We start from the raw sequence: 16,270 nt of genomic DNA, 5'->3' as shown, positions 1-16,270 counted from the left end.
GTGACTGCACAGTAACCACCCGGCCGCTCAGTCGGCCGACCGGGTGGCCACCATCGAAGCCGATGGGCCGCCCGGAGTCAGGACGTAGCGGCCTTCTTGCCCCGGGTCGCTCCGCCACGCCCACGGAGCGTGACGCCCGACTCGCTGAGCATCCGGTGTACGAAGCCATACGAGCGGCCGGTCTCTTCGGCCAGCGCCCGGATGCTCGCACCGGAGTCGTACTTCTTCTTCAGGTCTGCCGCGAGCTTGTCGCGCGCGGCGCCGGTCACCCGGCTGCCCTTCTTCAGAGTCTCGGCCACCCGTGCCTCCTCATGGGAAGTGCGCTCTGGTCTCCTCATGATCACCCCTCCGGGGCGGGATGGCCACCCATTCGGCAAGGTCCGTGGGACAAGGTTGTGACGACAGGAGCGCGTCCCCACATGCGGAATCCGGGATTCCGCGAGGTGGCGTCCGTACAGCCGAACGAGTGGTTCCGCAAAGAGCCAGGTCAGCGCAGCACGGCGGCCGACCCCTTGGCACAGCAGGGATCGGCCGCGAAATACGTGTACGACACACCTCGATACGAGGAGATCTCACACAGATGATGGATCACGGCTAGGCCGAATGATCCATACCCAGTGGATCAGGCATTCGATCAAGCGAGGGCGACGAGGTCCGCGTAGTCGGCGCCCCACAGGTCCTCGACGCCGTCCGGCAGCAGGATGATCCGCTCGGGCTGGAGTGCCTCCACGGCGCCCTCGTCGTGGGTGACGAGGACGACGGCGCCCTTGTAAGTGCGCAGTGCGCCGAGGATCTCCTCGCGGCTGGCCGGGTCGAGGTTGTTCGTCGGCTCGTCCAGCAGCAGCACGTTGGCGGAGGAGACGACCAGGGTCGCCAGGGCGAGGCGGGTCTTCTCGCCGCCGGAGAGGACCCCGGCCGGCTTGTCGACGTCGTCACCGGAGAACAGGAAGGAGCCGAGCACCTTGCGGACCTCGACGAGGTCCATGTCGGGGGCGGCCGAGCGCATGTTCTCCAGGACCGTGCGGTCCGGGTCGAGGGTCTCGTGCTCCTGCGCGTAGTAGCCGAGCTTGAGGCCGTGACCGGGGACGACCTCGCCGGTGTCGGGCGTCTCCACACCGCCGAGGAGGCGCAGCAGGGTGGTCTTGCCGGCGCCGTTGAGGCCGAGGATGACGACCCGGGAGCCCTTGTCGATGGCCAGGTCGACGTCGGTGAAGATCTCCAGGGAGCCGTACGACTTCGACAGGCCCTCGGCCATCAGCGGGGTCTTGCCGCAGGGGGACGGGTCGGGGAAGCGGAGCTTGGCGACCTTGTCGGACTGGCGGACCGCCTCCAGGCCGGCCAGGAGCTTGTCGGCGCGGCGGGCCATGTTCTGCGCGGCGACGGTCTTGGTGGCCTTGGCGCGCATCTTGTCGGCCTGCGAGTGCAGGGCGGCGGCCTTCTTCTCGGCGTTGGCCCGCTCCCGCTTGCGGCGCTTCTCGTCGGCCTCGCGCTGCTGCTGGTAGAGCTTCCAGCCCATGTTGTAGACGTCGATCTGGGCGCGGTTGGCGTCCAGGTAGAACACCTTGTTGACGACCGTCTCGACCAGGTCGACGTCGTGGGAGATCACGATGAAGCCGCCGCGGTAGGTCTTCAGGTAGTCGCGCAGCCAGATGATCGAGTCGGCGTCGAGGTGGTTCGTCGGCTCGTCGAGCAGCAGGGTGTCCGCGTCGGAGAACAGGATGCGGGCCAGCTCGATACGGCGGCGCTGGCCTCCGGAGAGCGTGTGCAGGGGCTGGCCGAGCACGCGGTCGGGCAGGTTCAGCGCGGCGGCGATGGTGGCGGCCTCGGCCTCGGCGGCGTACCCGCCCTTGGTGAGGAACTCCGTCTCCTGGCGCTCGTACTGCCGCAGGGCCTTCTCGCGGGTGGCGCCCTGGCCGTTGGCGATGCGCTGCTCGTTGTCGCGCATCTTGCGGATCAGTACGTCGAGGCCGCGCGCGGAGAGGATGCGGTCGCGGGCGAGGACGTCCAGGTCGCCGGTGCGCGGGTCCTGGGGCAGGTAGCCGACCTCGCCGGAGCGGGCGATCTGGCCGGCTGCCGGGATGCCCTCGCCGGCCAGGCACTTGGTGAGGGTGGTCTTGCCGGCGCCGTTGCGGCCGACCAGGCCGATGCGGTCGCCCTTGGCGACGCGGAAGGTGGCGTTCTCGATGAGGATGCGGGCACCGGCGCGCAGCTCGATACCGGAGGCGGAGATCACGGACAGACTCCAGGGCGTACGGGGATTGGCGGTGGGCGGCTGAGGACGTTCCCGCCGTCTAATGCGCGAGGAGAATGGCCATGGGCCAAGTCTAACGGGGCCGGGCAAGCGGTTTTCCGGCACGCCCGGTGGCGGGTGGCCGCGGGTGCGTCGTCCGTTCGGGGGGCGGGGCGGCGCGGCGCGCTCGGCGGGGGCGTTGTCAGTGGTGGCTGCGATGCTGAATGGCGGGCATCGGACGACCGGAATCACGAGGGAGTGATCGGCATGGCAGGCACGGGCGGCGGACGGCCCAGCATCTATCCGACGGTGCTGTACGCGGACGCGAAGGCGGCGATCCGGCAGCTCACGGAAGGCCTCGGCTTCACGGAGCTGTCGGTGTACGAGACGGAGGACGGCAAGGTGATGCACGCCGAGCTGGCCCAGGGCAACGGCGCGGTGATGCTGGGCTCCAAGGGCCGCGGCGGGCTGTTCGACACGGTGATGAAGGACGCGGGCCCGACGGGGGTGTACATCGCCGTGGACGACGTCGACGCCCACCACCAGCGGGCCGTCGAGCACGGCGTGGAGATCGTGATGCCCCCGACGGACCAGGACTACGGCTCCCGGGACTACATGGCCCGCGACGCCGAGGGCAACATCTGGAGCTTTGGCACGTACTGCCCGGAGATCACCACCTGACGGCGCGCCGCCCGGCCAGCCGCTCAGCCGCCCGTGTGTACCTGGAAGGCGGCTCGGCGGACAGCCTTGGCGAGGGCCGGGTCGGGGTGGGCCGCGGCGAGGGCGACCAGCACCTGCACGGTGCGGGGGTGCCCGACGGCGCACACCTCGTCCAGCAGCATCGGGACGGTGGGCTGCACGGCGGACTCCAGGTGCCGTACCAGCATCGACGCCTCGCCGTGGTCGGAGACGGCCGCGGCGGTGTCCACCCACAGCCAGGTGGCCTCCTCACGGGTCAGCACCTCGTGGGCGTCCTCCGGGTCGGCCCCGTCGTGCTCGGCGAGCCACAGCAGGGCGTACGGCCGCAGCGCCGGCTCGTCGACGACGGCGTGCACGTCGGGCTCGGCGGGGGCGCCGACGACGCGGAGCGCCTCGAAGGCGAGGCCGCGCAGCAGGGCGTCGTCGCCCCGGGCGGCGTCCACGAGTTCGGCGACGGCGCCGCCGACGGGACGGGCGGCGAGCCAGGCGCGGTATTCGGCGCGGGCGGCGTTGGGGCGGAGCTGGGCGCAGCCGCGCAGCATGTCCTCGGCGGACTGCTCGATGTTGCCGGCCGGGCTCTGCGCGGCCACGCAGATCTGCTCCAGCTTGACCCAGACCGCCCAGTTGCCCAGCGGGGTGAGGGTGGCCTGGCCGCCGTCGCAGGTGAGCGCGCCGACGGAGGCGAGCGCGCCCAGGGCCCAGTCGAGCAGCGGGGCGAGCGGGGTGTCGGCCGGCACGGCCGGTTCCGCGGGCGCCGGGGGCAGGGCGGTCGGTGCGGGGCCGGCGAGGTGGGCGAACCCGGCCGGTGCCGGTCCGGGCTCGTAGGGGACCTCGCAGCGTTCGGTGCGCAGTTCGGTGACGCGCTGCTGGAGCAGGTCGAGGAGCTGGGCGACCGGGACGGGGCCGGCGGACAGCTGGAGGAAGGAGAGCACCTGGGGCATGGCCGAGACGACCTCGGCGACGGCGGCGGGCTCGTGGCCGTCGGGTTCCGGGCTGGCCAGCGACCAGGCGTCGAACAGGGCGACCCAGCCGCGCAGCACGGCGCTGTCGTCGCGGTCCCAGGCGCGCAGCCGCCAGCCGGGGCGGGCGCTGTCGCCGTGCACCTCGACGAGTCCGGCGAGGCGGGCGGTGTCCCAGTCGGTGCGGACCTGAGCGACGCTCAGGTCGAGGTGGGCGGCGGCGCGTTCGGCGGTGGCCTCGGAGAGTGTGGCCTTGCCGTCTCCGGTGGCGCCGTCGCTGCCGGGGCCGAGGGCGGCGTCGGCCCAGCAGGCGACGCGGACCGCGCCGGCCAGGCCGGTGCGGGCCATTCTGGCCAGTTCGGCCGGGGCGGGGGTGCCCTCCGGGGGCCGGGGTGCGGGGCGGCGCGGGCGCCGCTGGTTCACAGCTCTCGGGACGGCGGCCAGGGGCCGCGGTCGGACGAGTCGGAGCCTGGAGTCGCGCGGGATACGGGACGTCACGGCTGCAGTCTTCCTGCTGACGGTCCGAAAACCCAAACGGAATGCCGCGGGGGGCGGGTGGACAGGCCCGCGCGCCCGGTCGACGGCGGTCCGGGCGGCGGGTTCAGGCCAGTCGTACGACCTTGAACGGAATGCCGGGAAACGGCGCTTCCCGCCCGTACCCGGTGGGGGCGCCGCGGAGGCGGGAGACGGCCCGGGGCAGCCCGGGTACGGGCCGGGGCAGCCCGGGTACGGGCCCGGGGCAGCCCGGGTACGGGCCCGGGGCAGCCCGGGTACGGGCCCGGGGCGGCCGGGGGGCGGCCCGGGTACGGGCCGGAAGCGGGTCGGGGCGGGCCGGTGGTGGGCCGGAAGCGGCCCCGGTCGGGGCGGGCCGGTGGTGGGCCGGGTACGAGCCGGGGGCGGCCCGGGGGCGGGTCGGGGCGGCCCAGGCACGAGCCGGAAGCGGGCCGGGTACGAGCCGGAAGCGGGTCGGGGCGGGCCGGTGGTGGGTCGGAAGCGGACCGGGTCGGGGCGGGCCGGTGGTGGGCCGGGAGCGGACCGGAGGCGGGGCGGGGGCTCACATCAGCGGGGTCAGGAACCGGCGCACGCGCTCCTCGTACCCCTCTGGGTCGGGGTTCCACATGGCGCCGTGCGGGGCGTGCGGAACGGTGTGCAGCGCGACCAGGTGCGGCTGGTGTGCGGCCATCCGGCGCGAGTACTCCCAGGGGGCCACCGCGTCCCCCGGGCCGTGCAGGATCAGGGTGGGCACGGCGAGCCGCTCGTGGCCGTCGGCCGCGTCGGGGCCGCGCGTCCGGTCGGCGTGCAGTCCGGCCCGGCCCTGGGCGGCCCGCACCGCGAGCGGCAGCAGCGGCCCGGGGGTGTGCCGGGCCCGGGCGAGGGCGCGCAGCGTGGCCTCCCAGCTGAGCACCGGGGAGTCCAGGACCAGCCCGGCCACCCGGTCCCGTACGGCGGACCGCTCGGCGGCGCGCAGCGCCATGGTGGCGCCGGTGGACCAGCCGAGGAGGACGACGCGCTGGGCGCCGTAGCGGACGGCGTAGCGGATGGCGGCGTCCACGTCGCGCCACTCGGTCTCGCCGAGGTGGTGGAGGCCGTCCGGCGGACGGGGGGCGCCGAGGTCGCCGCGGTAGGCGAGGGCGAGGACCGGCAGGCGGCGTTCGTGCAGGAACCGCATGACGTTCAGGGCGTGTTCGCGGGTGGTGCCGAGGCCGTGCACGGCGATCACCCAGGTGTCCCGGGCGCCGGGCACGAACCAGGCGGGCAGGGAGCCGAGTTCGCCGGGCACGTCGATGTCGGCGTGGTCGAGGCCGAGGGCGGTGCCGGGGTTGCCGACGTGCAGGTTGGGGGTGAGCCAGACGGAGTCGCCGGGCGCGAGGGTGCCGTGCGTGACGCCCTGGAGCCGGCGGACGACGGTGTCGGCGGTGTGTTCGGCGGAGTGCAGGACGTCGCCGACGACGGCGTGGGAGCCGTTCCCGGCGAGGCCGTAGGTCCCGGGTCGCAGGGTGGCGAGGTCACGGGTGAGCGTGACCTGTCCCGCGGCCGTGCGGTGCACGGTGAGCCGGGGTTCGGTCGGCAGGGGACGGCCGGCGGGCGCCTTCAGGGCGGCATCGCTGGCGAGCCGGCCGACGGCGACGGAGGCCGCGCCGGCCGCGAGCATCCCGGTGAACGCGGCGGCGGTGGCTCTGAGGGCGGCGGTCGCTGTGACGGTGCGCACGGCTCCAGTGTCCCGGCGCACCCCACGACCGGCCAGCGGAACGCCGGGACGGGGTGACGGCCCGGAGCGGACTGACGCCCCGGAGCGGGCTGACGGCCCGGGACGGGGTGACGGCCGGGGGCCGGGTGAGGCCCCCGGGCCGGGTGAGGCCCCCGGGCGGGGTGACGACCCCGGGCGGGCCGACAGCAGGGCGCGAAGGGGACTGCGGGCGGGTGGTGTGGGCACGGGCTACCTCCGTTGGCCGTATCCCTTCAGGCGTTCCCCGGTCTCGGCCAGTTGTGCCTCCGTCAGCAGAGAAGGCGTCAGGCCGGGCACGCCGGACGCGGTCAGCCACAGGCGGCACATCCACTCCAGCTGGGCGGTGCGGTCGTATGCCTGGTCGAGGGTGGCGCCGTACGTGATCGTGCCGTGGTTCCGCAGGAGGCAGCCGGAGCGGTCGTCGAGGGCGCGGAGCATGTTCTCGGCGAGTTCGTCGGTGCCGTAGGTGGCGTACGGGGCGACGCGGACGCGGCCGCCGAGGGCGCTGGTCATGTAGTGGATCGGGGGCAGTTCGGTGACGAGGGTGGAGACGGCCGTGGCGTGCACGGCGTGGGTGTGGACGACGGCCCGCGCGCCGGTCGTGCGGTAGACGGCCAGGTGCATCGGCAGCTCGCTGGTCGGCACCAGCGTGCCGCGCACCTGCCGGCCCGCGAGGTCCACGCCGGTGAGGTCGTCCGGGGTCAGCCGGTCGTAGGGCACGCCGGACGGGGTGACCAGCACGACGTCCCCGACACGTGCCGAGACGTTGCCGGACGTGCCGACGACGAGCCCGTCGGCCACGCTGCGCCGGGCCGTCGCGACCACCGCCTCCCAGGCCCGCGCCTCCGACTCCCGCGCCTCCGACGTGCCCCCCTCCGAAGCCCGGGCCTCCGGCGTGCCCGCCTCCGAAGCCCGCGTCTCTTCGTCTCCCGTGTCCCGCAGCGGTTCAGCCATGCCGTGATCCTCCCAGCCGGCCGGTCCGATCGTCGTACCGCCGAACGAGTGGACCCGTACGAAACGCCGCGAAAATCCGTTCATTGGATGATCAGTCGGCATTCAATGATCCCTCTTGCTCGCTGGACGATGTTTCACCGCCACAGCTGGGGGGACGCATGGCCCGTCATCGCACACCTTCCCGTCGCCGCCCCCGCCGCCGTCTCGGCGTGCTCGCGGTGACCACCTCCGCGCTCACCCTCCTCACCGCCGCCACGGCGACCGCGGTCCCGGCCGGGGGACCGCCCGCCGCCGTGGCGAGCCTGCCCCGGGGCCACGACGTCTCCTCGCACCAGCGCAACGTCGACTGGCCCGAGGCCCGCGCCAACGGATCCCGGTTCGTGTACATCAAGGCGACCGAGTCCACGACGTACCGCAATCCGTACTTCGCCGAGCAGTACGGCGGCGCCGGCGACGCGGGCGTGATCCGGGGCGCGTACCACTTCGCGCGCCCCGACCGGTCCTCGGGCGCCGCGCAGGCCGCCTTCTTCGTGCGCAACGGCGGCGACTGGCAGGCGGACGGGCAGACCCTGCCGCCCGCGCTCGACATCGAGTACAACCCGTACGACCCGAAGCACGAGTGCTACGGGCTGAGCCACGGGCAGATGGTCGACTGGATCTGGTCCTTCAGCGACGAGATCAAGCGGGAGACCGGGCGCCGCCCGGTGATCTACACCACCACCCACTGGTGGGACACGTGCACCGGGCGCAGCACGTCCTTCGCCCGCTCGCACGCCCTGTGGATCGCCCGGCACGGCTCGCGGGGGCCTGGCGCACTGCCCGCCGGCTGGGCGTACTGGACCTTCTGGCAGTACGACACCAAGGGCGGCCTGCCGGGCGACCAGAACCTCTTCAACGGCTCGCCGAGCCGGCTGCGGACCTTCGCGCGCGGGTGGTGACCGAGGGGCTCGCGGGACCGGGGCGCACACCGGCGCACCACGGAATCGCAGGCGGAAGCACGGCCCCCCGTTACCGACATCGCGAGTCCCGGCCCAGTTCACCTTCCGTTCACTCAGATTGCCTACGTTCGACGAGCCAATGACGCTCGAACGATTGCCTGGGTAAATGGAAAGCTTCTCGCTGATCCTCGCGATTGTGGTCGTAACCGCACTTGCGTTCGATTTCACGAACGGTTTCCACGACACCGCCAACGCGATGGCCACCACCATCTCGACCGGTGCCCTCAAGCCCAAGGTCGCGGTCGGCATGTCCGCCGCACTGAACCTTGTAGGCGCTTCCCTCTCCGTGGAGGTTGCCAACACGATCTCCAAGGGGCTCGTCGATGAGAACGGCATCCGTCCCGAGGTCATCTTCGCCGCCCTGGTCGGCGCGATCCTCTGGAACCTGGTGACCTGGCTGGTGGGTCTCCCCTCCAGCTCCTCCCACGCCCTGATGGGCGGCCTGGTCGGCGCCACCATCGCCTCCGCGGGCTTCGGCGCCGTCCACGGTGACGTGCTCGTCACCAAGGTGCTGCTCCCCGCGGTCGCCGCGCCCGTCGTGGCCGGCATCGCGGCGATGCTCGCCACCCGACTCTCCTACAACGTCGGCAAGAACGCCGGCGGCGAGGCCACCCGCAAGGGCTACCGCGCCGGCCAGATCGCCTCCGCCGGCCTGGTCTCCCTCGCCCACGGCACCAACGACGCGCAGAAGACGATGGGCATCATCACCCTCGCGCTCGTCGCGGGCGGCGCCCTCGCCCCCGGTTCCAACCCTCCCACCTGGGTGATCCTGTCCGCCGGCATGGCGATCGCGCTCGGCACCTACATCGGCGGCTGGCGCATCATCCGCACCATGGGCAAGGGCCTCACCGACCTGCAGCCGCAGCAGGGCTTCGCCGCCCAGACCAGCGCGGCCACGGCCATCCTGGCCTCCTCCCACCTCGGCTTCTCCCTCTCCACCACGCACGTCGTCTCCGGCTCGGTGATGGGCGCGGGCCTCGGCCGCAAGGGCGGTGTGGTCCGCTGGTCCACGGCGACCCGCATGGTCGTCGCCTGGGTGCTGACCCTGCCGGCCGCCGCCCTGGTCGGGGCGCTCGCCGAATCCGTGACGGATCTCGGGGACTGGGGCACCGGGGCCGTCGCCGTGTTCCTGGTCGCCTCCAGCGCCGCGATCTGGAAGCGGTCCCGCCGCGAGGTCGTCGACAGCTCCAACGTCAACGACGTCGACGCCGACGCCGCCGAGGAGCCGGCCGGCGTGGTGACCACCGCCATCGCCATGGTGACCCCGCCCCCGGTGGGCCCGGTCCCCGCCGGCCTGACGGCCACCATCCCGGCCCCCGTCGAGACCTCCGCACCGGCCGCCGCCCCCGCGGTGCCGCCGGCCGCCGCGGTCTGACCCCGGTCACTCCGGACAACCAAGGAAACGACATGAAGATCGACTGGGCGGCCATCGGATCCGTCTTCGGCGTCAGCCTCGTGGTCACCGTGGGCCTGGTGACCCTGTTCACCCTCGGCGTCACCGGCCTGGCCCGCCGCGAGCGGGCCGCGGCCGAGGGCAACTCCGCCGCGCTCGCCGTGACCGGCGCCTACGTCTGCTTCGCGGCCTGCGCGGCGGCGGTGGCGTACGGCCTCTACCTGATCGTCGGCAAGTCCTGACCACGTCCTGACCGACCGTCTGGAAGGCTCCACCCCACGGTGCACACCGGGGTGGGGCCTTTCGCATGTCCGAGGAGACACGCCGCCGGTGTGGGGATCGGCACACTCTCCCCCCGCAGGTCAACGGCAAGTTGACGGCCGTTCCGGGGGCGTGGTGGACTGCCCGGGCCATGTACGGCGGCAGCAGAGGAAGCCGGTGTGAATCCGGCGCGGTCCCGCCACTGTCACCGGGGTAGCGATCCCCGGGAGCCAGGAACTCTCACCGCCGGTCTCGTCAACCCAGGGCGCGGACACCCTGAGTGAGGACATACCGCCATGCTCGGCTGCCGAAGGACCCTTCACCGGCGCTTCCCCGTGCCCACGGCCGGCTGAGCCGATGGGTGCCGATCGCACATACGCGTACGGCGCCGCCGCCGGCCTCCTCGGTGACCTGCTCCTCGGCGACCCGCGCCGCGGGCACCCGGTCGCCGTGTTCGGACGGACGGCCGCGGCCGTGGAGAGCGCGTTGTGGCACGACCACCGCGGCTGGGGCGCGCTGCACACCGCCGTGTGCGCCGGAGGCGCCGTCGCCCTCGGGGCGCTCGCCACACGCGCCGTACGCCGCTCCCCCGCCGCCTCCGTGGCCCTGACCGCGGCCGCCACCTGGGCGGTGGTCGGCGGCACGTCACTCGCCCGGGAGGCGCGGACGATCGGCCGCGCCCTGGAGTCCGGTGACGTGGCGGCGGCCCGCGCGCGGCTGCCGCACCTGTGCGGCCGGGACCCGCAGGCCCTGGACGCCGACGGGATCGCGCGGGCGGTGGTCGAGTCGGTCGCCGAGAACACCTCCGACGCGGTCGTGGGCGCCCTGGTGTGGGGTGCGGTCGGCGGAGTGCCGGGCCTGCTCGGCTTCCGGGCCGTCAACACGCTGGACGCGATGGTCGGTCACAAGTCCCCCCGCTTCCGCCGCTACGGCTGGGCCTCCGCCCGCCTCGACGACCTCGCCGGCTGGCCGGGGGCGCGCCTGACCGCCGTACTCGCCACGCTCGCGGGACCCGATCCGCGCGGTGCCGCACGCGCCTGGCGGGCGGACGCGCGCCGGCATCCGAGCCCCAACGCCGGGCCCGTCGAAGCCTCGTTCGCGGGCGCCCTCGGCGTGCGGCTGGGCGGCACCCTCTCCTACGGCGGCCGGGTCGAGCACCGGCCCGTGCTGAACGGCGACGCCGGACGCGCCGTCCGCGTCACCGACGTCGACCGGGCCGTACGGCTCTCCCGCCGGGTCGGCCTCCTCGCGCTCGGCGTCACCGTCGCCGGGCGCCTCCTCCTGAAGGGACGTGGGAAGTGAGCGGGGGTCTCCTCGTCGCCGGCACCACCTCCGACGCCGGCAAGAGCGTCGTGACGGCCGGGATCTGCCGGTGGCTGGTCCGCCAGGGCGTGAAGGTCGCGCCGTTCAAGGGGCAGAACATGTCCCTCAACTCGTTCGTGACCCGCGAGGGAGCGGAGATCGGCCGGGCCCAGGCCATGCAGGCCCAGGCGTGCCGCGTCGAGCCGACCGCGCTGATGAACCCCGTCCTGCTGAAGCCCGGCGGGGAGCGCAGCAGCCAGGTGGTGCTGCTCGGCAAGCCGGTCGGCGAGCTGAGCGCCCGCGGCTACCACGGGGGCAGACAGCAGCAGTTGCTCGGCACCGTGCTGGACTGCCTGGCCGAGTTGCGGGGCACGTATGACGCGGTGATCTGTGAGGGGGCGGGCAGCCCGGCCGAGATCAATCTGCGGCGGACCGACATCGTCAACATGGGCATCGCGCGCGGCGCGCGGCTCCCCGTCCTCGTCGTCGGCGACATCGACCGGGGCGGCGTCTTCGCCTCCTTCTTCGGCACCGTCGCCCTGCTCTCCCCCGAGGACCAGGACCTGGTCGCCGGTTTCCTGGTGAACAAGTTCCGCGGCGACGTCAGCCTGCTGGAGCCGGGCCTGGACATGCTGCACGGGCTCACCGGGCGGCACACCTACGGCGTGCTGCCGTACCGGCACGGCCTCGGCATCGACGAGGAGGACGGGATGGGGGTCCCCCCGCGCGAGCGAAGCCGAGCGTGGGGGAGGGTGTCCCTGCGCGGCACGGTCCGGGAGTCGAACGTCGCCCCGCCGGTCGGCGAGGACGTGCTCCGGGTCGCCGTCTGCGCGATCCCGCTGATGTCCAACTTCACGGACGTCGACGCCCTCGCCGCCGAACCCGGCGTCGTCGTCCGGTTCGTGGACCGGCCCGAGGAACTGGCCGACGCCGACCTGGTGGTGGTCCCGGGCACGCGCGGGACCGTGCGGGCGCTGGAGTGGCTGCGCGAGCGGGGACTCGCGGACGCGCTGGTCCGACGGGCCGCCGAGGGGCGTCCGGTCCTCGGGATCTGCGGCGGCTTCCAGGTGCTCGGCGAGCACATCGAGGACGACGTCGAGTCCGGGGCGGGCGAGGTCGCCGGGCTCGGTGTGCTGCCCGTGCGGGTCCGGTTCGCCCGCGAGAAGACCCTGACCCGGCCGGTCGGCGAGGCCCTCGGCGAGCGGGTCGAGGGCTACGAGATCCACCACGGGATCGCCGAAGTGACCGGCGGTGCACCCTTCTTGGACGGCTGCCGGGTCGGCGAGACCTGGGGCACGCACTGGCACGGCTCGCTGGAGTCGGACGGCTTCCGCCGGGCCTTCCTGCGGGAGGTGGCGGCCGCCGCGGGCCGCCGCTTCACGCCCGCGCCGGACACCTCGTTCGCCGCGCTGCGCGAGGAGCAGCTCGACCGGCTCGGCGACCTGATCGAACAGCACGCGGACACGGACGCGCTCTGGCGGCTCATCGAGTCGGGCGCGCCGCAAGGACTGCCCTTCATCCCACCGGGAGCGCCCGCATGAGCACAGTGTTGTTGTTGTCGACCGCCGACACCGATCTGCTGGCGGCCCGGGCCTCCGGCGCCGGCTACCGGATCGGCAACCCGACCCGGGTAGACGTGACCGGTGAACTGCCGGCGCTGATCGAGGGCGCGGACCTCGCGGTCGTACGGCTGCTGGGCGGCAAGCGCGCCTGGGAGGACGGGCTGGCCGCGCTGAGGGCGGCCGGCATCCCGACCGTGCTGCTGGGCGGCGAGGCCGTGCCGGACGCCGAGCTGATGGCCGAGTCGTCCGTGCCGGCCGGTGTCGTGGCCGAGGCGCTGAGGTACCTGGTCGAGGGCGGCCCGGCCAACCTGCTGGAGCTGTCCCGGTTCCTGTCGGACACCGTGCTGCTGACCGGCGAGGGCTTCGAGGAGCCCCACAAGATGCCGGAGTACGGCCTCCACGGCTCGTACACCGTGCGGGAGCGCCGCCCGACCGTCGGCGTGCTCTTCTACCGGGCGCACGAGCTGAGCGGCAACACCGGCTTCGTCGACACGCTGTGCGAGGCGATCGAGGCGCAGGGCGCCAACGCGCTCCCCGTGTACTGCGGTTCGCTGCGCGGCGCGGACTCCGGGCTGTACGAGCTGCTGGGCCGGGCCGACGCCCTGGTCGCCACCGTGCTCGCCGCCGGCGGCACCCACGCCTCGCAGGCCTCGGCGGGCGGCGACGAGGAGTCCTGGGACATCGGGGCGCTCGCCGACCTGGACATCCCGGTGCTGCAAGGACTGTGCCTCACCTCCTCCCGCGGCGCCTGGGACGCGTCCGACGCCGCCCTCTCCCCCATGGACGCGGCGATGCAGGTCGCCATCCCGGAGTTCGACGGCCGCCTGATCACGGTCCCGTTCTCCTTCAAGGAGCAGGGCCCGGACGACGTTCCCGTGTACGTCGCCGACCCCGAGCGGGCCGCCCGCGTCGCCGGGATCGCGGTCCGGCACGCCCGGCTGAAGCACAAGCCGAACGCCGAGAAGAAGATCGCCCTCGTCTTCACGGCCTACCCGACCAAGCACTCGCGGGTCGGCAACGCGGTCGGCCTGGACACCCCCGCCTCGGCGGTCCGGGTGCTGGACGCGCTGCGGGAGTACGGCTACTCGCTCACCGAATACCCCTCCGGCGGCGACGAGTTGATTCACCGCCTCATCGAGGCCGGCGGACACGACGTCGAGTGGCTGACCGAGGACCAGTTGGCCGCCGCGCCCGCGCGGGTGCCGCTCGCCGACTACCGGGCCTGGTTCGAGAAGCTCGACCCGGAGCTGCGGGACGCGATGACCGAGGCGTGGGGCGAGCCGCCGGGCTCGCTGTACGTCGACGGCGACGACATCGTGCTGGCCTCCCTCCAGTTCGGGAACGTCGTCGTGATGATCCAGCCGCCGCGCGGCTTCGGGGAGAACCCGATCGCGATCTACCACGACCCCGACATGCCTCCCTCCCACCACTACATGGCCGCCTACCGCTGGCTGGACAACAGCTTCGGCGCGGACGCGATCGTGCACATGGGCAAGCACGGCACGATGGAGTGGCTGCCCGGCAAGGGGCTGGGCCTGTCGGGCGGCTGTGCGCCCGACGCGGTCCTCGGCGACCTCCCTCTCGTCTACCCGTTCATCGTCAACGACCCCGGCGAGGGCACCCAGGCCAAGCGACGCGGGCACGCCACGGTCGTCGACCACCTCGTCCCGCCGATGGCGCGGGCCGACACCTACGGGGACCTGGCCAAACTGGAGCACCTCCTCGACGAGTACGCCCTGGTGAGCGACCTCGACCCGACGAAGGCACCGGCGGTGCGGGCGCAGATCTGGACGCTGGTGAAGGCCGCCGAACTGCACCACGACCTGCACGTGGACGAGCAGCCGGGCGACGACGACTTCGACTCGTTCGTCATGCACATCGACGGCTACCTGTGCGAGATCAAGGACGTCCAGATCCGCGACGGCCTGCACATCCTCGGCGGCGGACCGGTCGGCGAGCCCCGCGTGAACCTGGTGCTGGCCGTGCTGCGCGCCTCGCAGGTGTGGGGCGGCCAGGCCAACGCCCTGCCCGGCCTCCGGGCCTCCCTGGCCGCGTACTTCGGGCTGGTGGAGAAAGAGCTGCTGGCCGAGCCGGGCGCGCCGGTGAAGGCGCCGGTGGAGCTGACGGACCTGGCCGACGGCCCGGCCCGTACGGCCGCCGACACGATCGACCTGCTGGAGCAGCTGTGCCGGCGGCTCGCCGAGGGCATGGAGGAGCGGGCCTGGGCGCGAGTCGCCGTACCGGCCCTGCTGCGGGACGTGCTCGGCACCGAACTGCCGGACGCGGTCGCGGTGCTGGAGTTCGCCTGCGACGAGGTCGTGCCGCGCCTGGCCCGCACGACGGACGAGATCGGGCACATCCTGCGCGCCCTGAACGGCGGTTACGTGCCGGCCGGTCCCTCGGGTTCGCCGACCCGCGGCCTGGTCAACGTGCTGCCGACCGGCCGGAACTTCTACTCGGTCGACCCCAAGGCGATTCCGTCGAGGCTCAGCTGGGAGGTCGGCCAGTCGCTGGCGGACTCCCTGGTCCAGCGGTATCTGACGGACACCGGGGAGTACCCGAAGTCCGTCGGGCTGACGGTGTGGGGCACGTCCGCGATGCGCACCCAGGGCGACGACATCGCCGAGATCCTGGCCCTGCTGGGCTGCCGCCCCGTCTGGGACGACGCCTCGCGCCGGGTGACCGGCTTCGAGGTGGTCCCCCTGGCCGAGCTGGGCCGGCCGCGCATCGACGTCACAGTCCGCATCTCCGGCTTCTTCCGGGACGCGTTCCCGCACGTCGTCGGGCTGATCGACGACGCGGTACGGGCGGTCGCGGAGCTGGACGAACCCGCCTCGCGGAACTTCGTGAAGGCGCACGCCGACGAGGACACCGCCGGGCACGGCGACCGGCGCCGGGCCACTTCCCGCATCTTCGGCTCCAAGCCGGGCGCGTACGGAGCGGGCCTGCTGCCGCTGATCGACGCCCGCAACTGGCGCTCCGACGCCGACCTCGCCGAGGTGTACGCGGTGTGGGGCGGGTACGCGTACGGGCGCGGGCTCGACGGGCGGGCGGCGCGCGGGGACATGGAGACGGCGTTCAAGCGGATCGCGGTGGCGGCGAAGAACGTGGATACGAGAGAGCATGACATCGCTGATGCCGACGACTATTTCCAGTACCACGGCGGCATGGTCGCCATGGTCCGGCATCTGACGGGCGCCAACCCCGAGGCCTACGTGGGTGATTCGGCCGTACCGGACCAGGTGAAGACGCGCACGCTGGGCGAGGAGACCCACCGCGTGTTCCGGGCCCGGGTGGTCAACCCGCGCTGGATGAGCGCCATGAGAAGGCATGGTTACAAGGGCGCCTTCGAGATGGCTGCGACCGTGGACTACCTGTTCGGCTACGACGCCACGGCGGGCGTGGTGGACGACTGGATGTACGAGAAGCTCAGCGCCGAGTACGTCTTCGACCCGGAGAACCGGGACTTCATGAAGCGCTCGAATCCCTGGGCGCTGAGAGGCATCACGGAGCGTCTGCTGGAGGCAGCGGACCGCGGGCTCTGGGCGGAGCCGGACCAGGAGACCCTGGACCGGCTCCGGGCGACCTACCTCGAACTTGAGGGAGATCTGGAGGGAGACGCGTGATCTCCCTGGACACCCCCGCAGCGGCGGGGAGGAGGCTGCGATCCGCCGTCACGGATACA

The 16,270-nt window shown here is 73.3% G+C and carries 12 protein-coding genes and 1 riboswitch; of the genes, 7 read left to right on the top strand and 5 right to left on the bottom strand.

The features are described 5' to 3' along the window. Positions 1–77 precede the first annotated feature (77 nt). Positions 78–299 (bottom strand): helix-turn-helix domain-containing protein, encoded by a 222-nt coding sequence (locus DBP14_RS27785; RefSeq protein WP_010355597.1) that lies wholly within the window; start codon positions 297–299, stop codon positions 78–80. Between the two features lie 335 nt (positions 300–634). After that, complete coding sequence (locus tag DBP14_RS27780) at positions 635–2,233, bottom strand: ABC-F family ATP-binding cassette domain-containing protein (protein WP_129309841.1); 1,599 nt, start codon at positions 2,231–2,233, stop codon at positions 635–637. Between the two features lie 264 nt (positions 2,234–2,497). Here DBP14_RS27780 and DBP14_RS27775 point away from each other — a divergent pair, with 264 nt between their 5' ends. Next, positions 2,498–2,911 (top strand): VOC family protein, encoded by a 414-nt coding sequence (locus DBP14_RS27775; protein ID WP_129309840.1) that lies wholly within the window; start codon positions 2,498–2,500, stop codon positions 2,909–2,911. A 23-nt stretch (positions 2,912–2,934) separates the two neighbouring features. Here the strand turns inward: DBP14_RS27775 and DBP14_RS27770 are convergent, their stop codons facing one another. From DBP14_RS27770 to DBP14_RS27760, 3 genes are all read right to left on the bottom strand, one after another. Then, positions 2,935–4,386 carry a hypothetical protein gene (locus DBP14_RS27770; RefSeq protein WP_206739367.1) on the bottom strand — a complete coding sequence of 484 codons (1,452 nt, stop codon included), beginning with the start codon at positions 4,384–4,386 and terminating at the stop codon, positions 2,935–2,937. A 556-nt stretch (positions 4,387–4,942) separates the two neighbouring features. Further along, positions 4,943–6,040 (bottom strand): alpha/beta fold hydrolase, encoded by a 1,098-nt coding sequence (locus tag DBP14_RS27765; RefSeq protein ID WP_129312121.1) that lies wholly within the window; start codon positions 6,038–6,040, stop codon positions 4,943–4,945. Between the two features lie 285 nt (positions 6,041–6,325). Then, positions 6,326–7,069, bottom strand: a complete 744-nt coding sequence (locus DBP14_RS27760) for a class II aldolase/adducin family protein (protein ID WP_129309839.1) — start codon at positions 7,067–7,069, stop codon at positions 6,326–6,328. 158 nt (positions 7,070–7,227) lie between these two features. Between DBP14_RS27760 and DBP14_RS27755 the strand changes: the two genes are divergently transcribed. The 6 genes from DBP14_RS27755 to cobN all read left to right on the top strand — a co-directional run bounded on the left by DBP14_RS27755 (position 7,228) and on the right by cobN (position 16,211). Beyond that, positions 7,228–8,007 carry a lysozyme gene (locus DBP14_RS27755; RefSeq protein ID WP_129309838.1) on the top strand — a complete coding sequence of 260 codons (780 nt, stop codon included), beginning with the start codon at positions 7,228–7,230 and terminating at the stop codon, positions 8,005–8,007. Between the two features lie 166 nt (positions 8,008–8,173). Beyond that, positions 8,174–9,442, top strand: a complete 1,269-nt coding sequence (locus DBP14_RS27750) for an inorganic phosphate transporter (protein ID WP_129309837.1) — start codon at positions 8,174–8,176, stop codon at positions 9,440–9,442. 32 nt (positions 9,443–9,474) lie between these two features. Continuing rightward, positions 9,475–9,702 (top strand): hypothetical protein, encoded by a 228-nt coding sequence (locus DBP14_RS27745; protein WP_129309836.1) that lies wholly within the window; start codon positions 9,475–9,477, stop codon positions 9,700–9,702. Between the two features lie 137 nt (positions 9,703–9,839). Further along, positions 9,840–9,982, top strand: a riboswitch (cobalamin riboswitch). Between the two features lie 96 nt (positions 9,983–10,078). Next, positions 10,079–11,023 carry a cobalamin biosynthesis protein gene (locus DBP14_RS27740; RefSeq protein WP_129309835.1) on the top strand — a complete coding sequence of 315 codons (945 nt, stop codon included), beginning with the start codon at positions 10,079–10,081 and terminating at the stop codon, positions 11,021–11,023. Beyond that, entirely contained in the window at positions 11,020–12,564 is a 1,545-nt protein-coding gene (locus DBP14_RS27735) for a cobyric acid synthase (RefSeq protein ID WP_129309834.1), read from the top strand. The genes DBP14_RS27740 and DBP14_RS27735 overlap by 4 nt, the downstream gene beginning before the upstream one ends. Further along, positions 12,561–16,211 carry a cobaltochelatase subunit CobN gene (gene cobN, locus DBP14_RS27730; RefSeq protein ID WP_129309833.1) on the top strand — a complete coding sequence of 1,217 codons (3,651 nt, stop codon included), beginning with the start codon at positions 12,561–12,563 and terminating at the stop codon, positions 16,209–16,211. The genes DBP14_RS27735 and cobN overlap by 4 nt, the downstream gene beginning before the upstream one ends. Positions 16,212–16,270: the final 59 nt, after the last annotated feature.

The sequence above is a fragment of the Streptomyces sp. L2 genome (assembly GCF_004124325.1).
Taxonomy (GTDB): Bacteria; Actinomycetota; Actinomycetes; order Streptomycetales; family Streptomycetaceae; genus Streptomyces.
Note: the sequence above shows the minus strand (reverse complement) of the source record. Positions and strands in the feature narration are given on the sequence as shown.

What these genes read in the sequence shown, in the direction of transcription:
- DBP14_RS27760 (WP_129309839.1), bottom strand. Translation starts at nt 7,069, where the DNA reads ATGGCTGAACCGCTGCGGGACACGGGAGACGAAGAGACGCGGGCTTCG.
- DBP14_RS27775 (WP_129309840.1), top strand. Translation starts at nt 2,498, where the DNA reads ATGGCAGGCACGGGCGGCGGACGGCCCAGCATCTATCCGACGGTGCTG.
- DBP14_RS27740 (WP_129309835.1), top strand. Translation starts at nt 10,079, where the DNA reads ATGGGTGCCGATCGCACATACGCGTACGGCGCCGCCGCCGGCCTCCTC.
- DBP14_RS27755 (WP_129309838.1), top strand. Translation starts at nt 7,228, where the DNA reads ATGGCCCGTCATCGCACACCTTCCCGTCGCCGCCCCCGCCGCCGTCTC.
- DBP14_RS27745 (WP_129309836.1), top strand. Translation starts at nt 9,475, where the DNA reads ATGAAGATCGACTGGGCGGCCATCGGATCCGTCTTCGGCGTCAGCCTC.
- DBP14_RS27750 (WP_129309837.1), top strand. Translation starts at nt 8,174, where the DNA reads ATGGAAAGCTTCTCGCTGATCCTCGCGATTGTGGTCGTAACCGCACTT.
- DBP14_RS27765 (WP_129312121.1), bottom strand. Translation starts at nt 6,040, where the DNA reads ATGCTCGCGGCCGGCGCGGCCTCCGTCGCCGTCGGCCGGCTCGCCAGC.
- cobN (WP_129309833.1), top strand. Translation starts at nt 12,561, where the DNA reads ATGAGCACAGTGTTGTTGTTGTCGACCGCCGACACCGATCTGCTGGCG.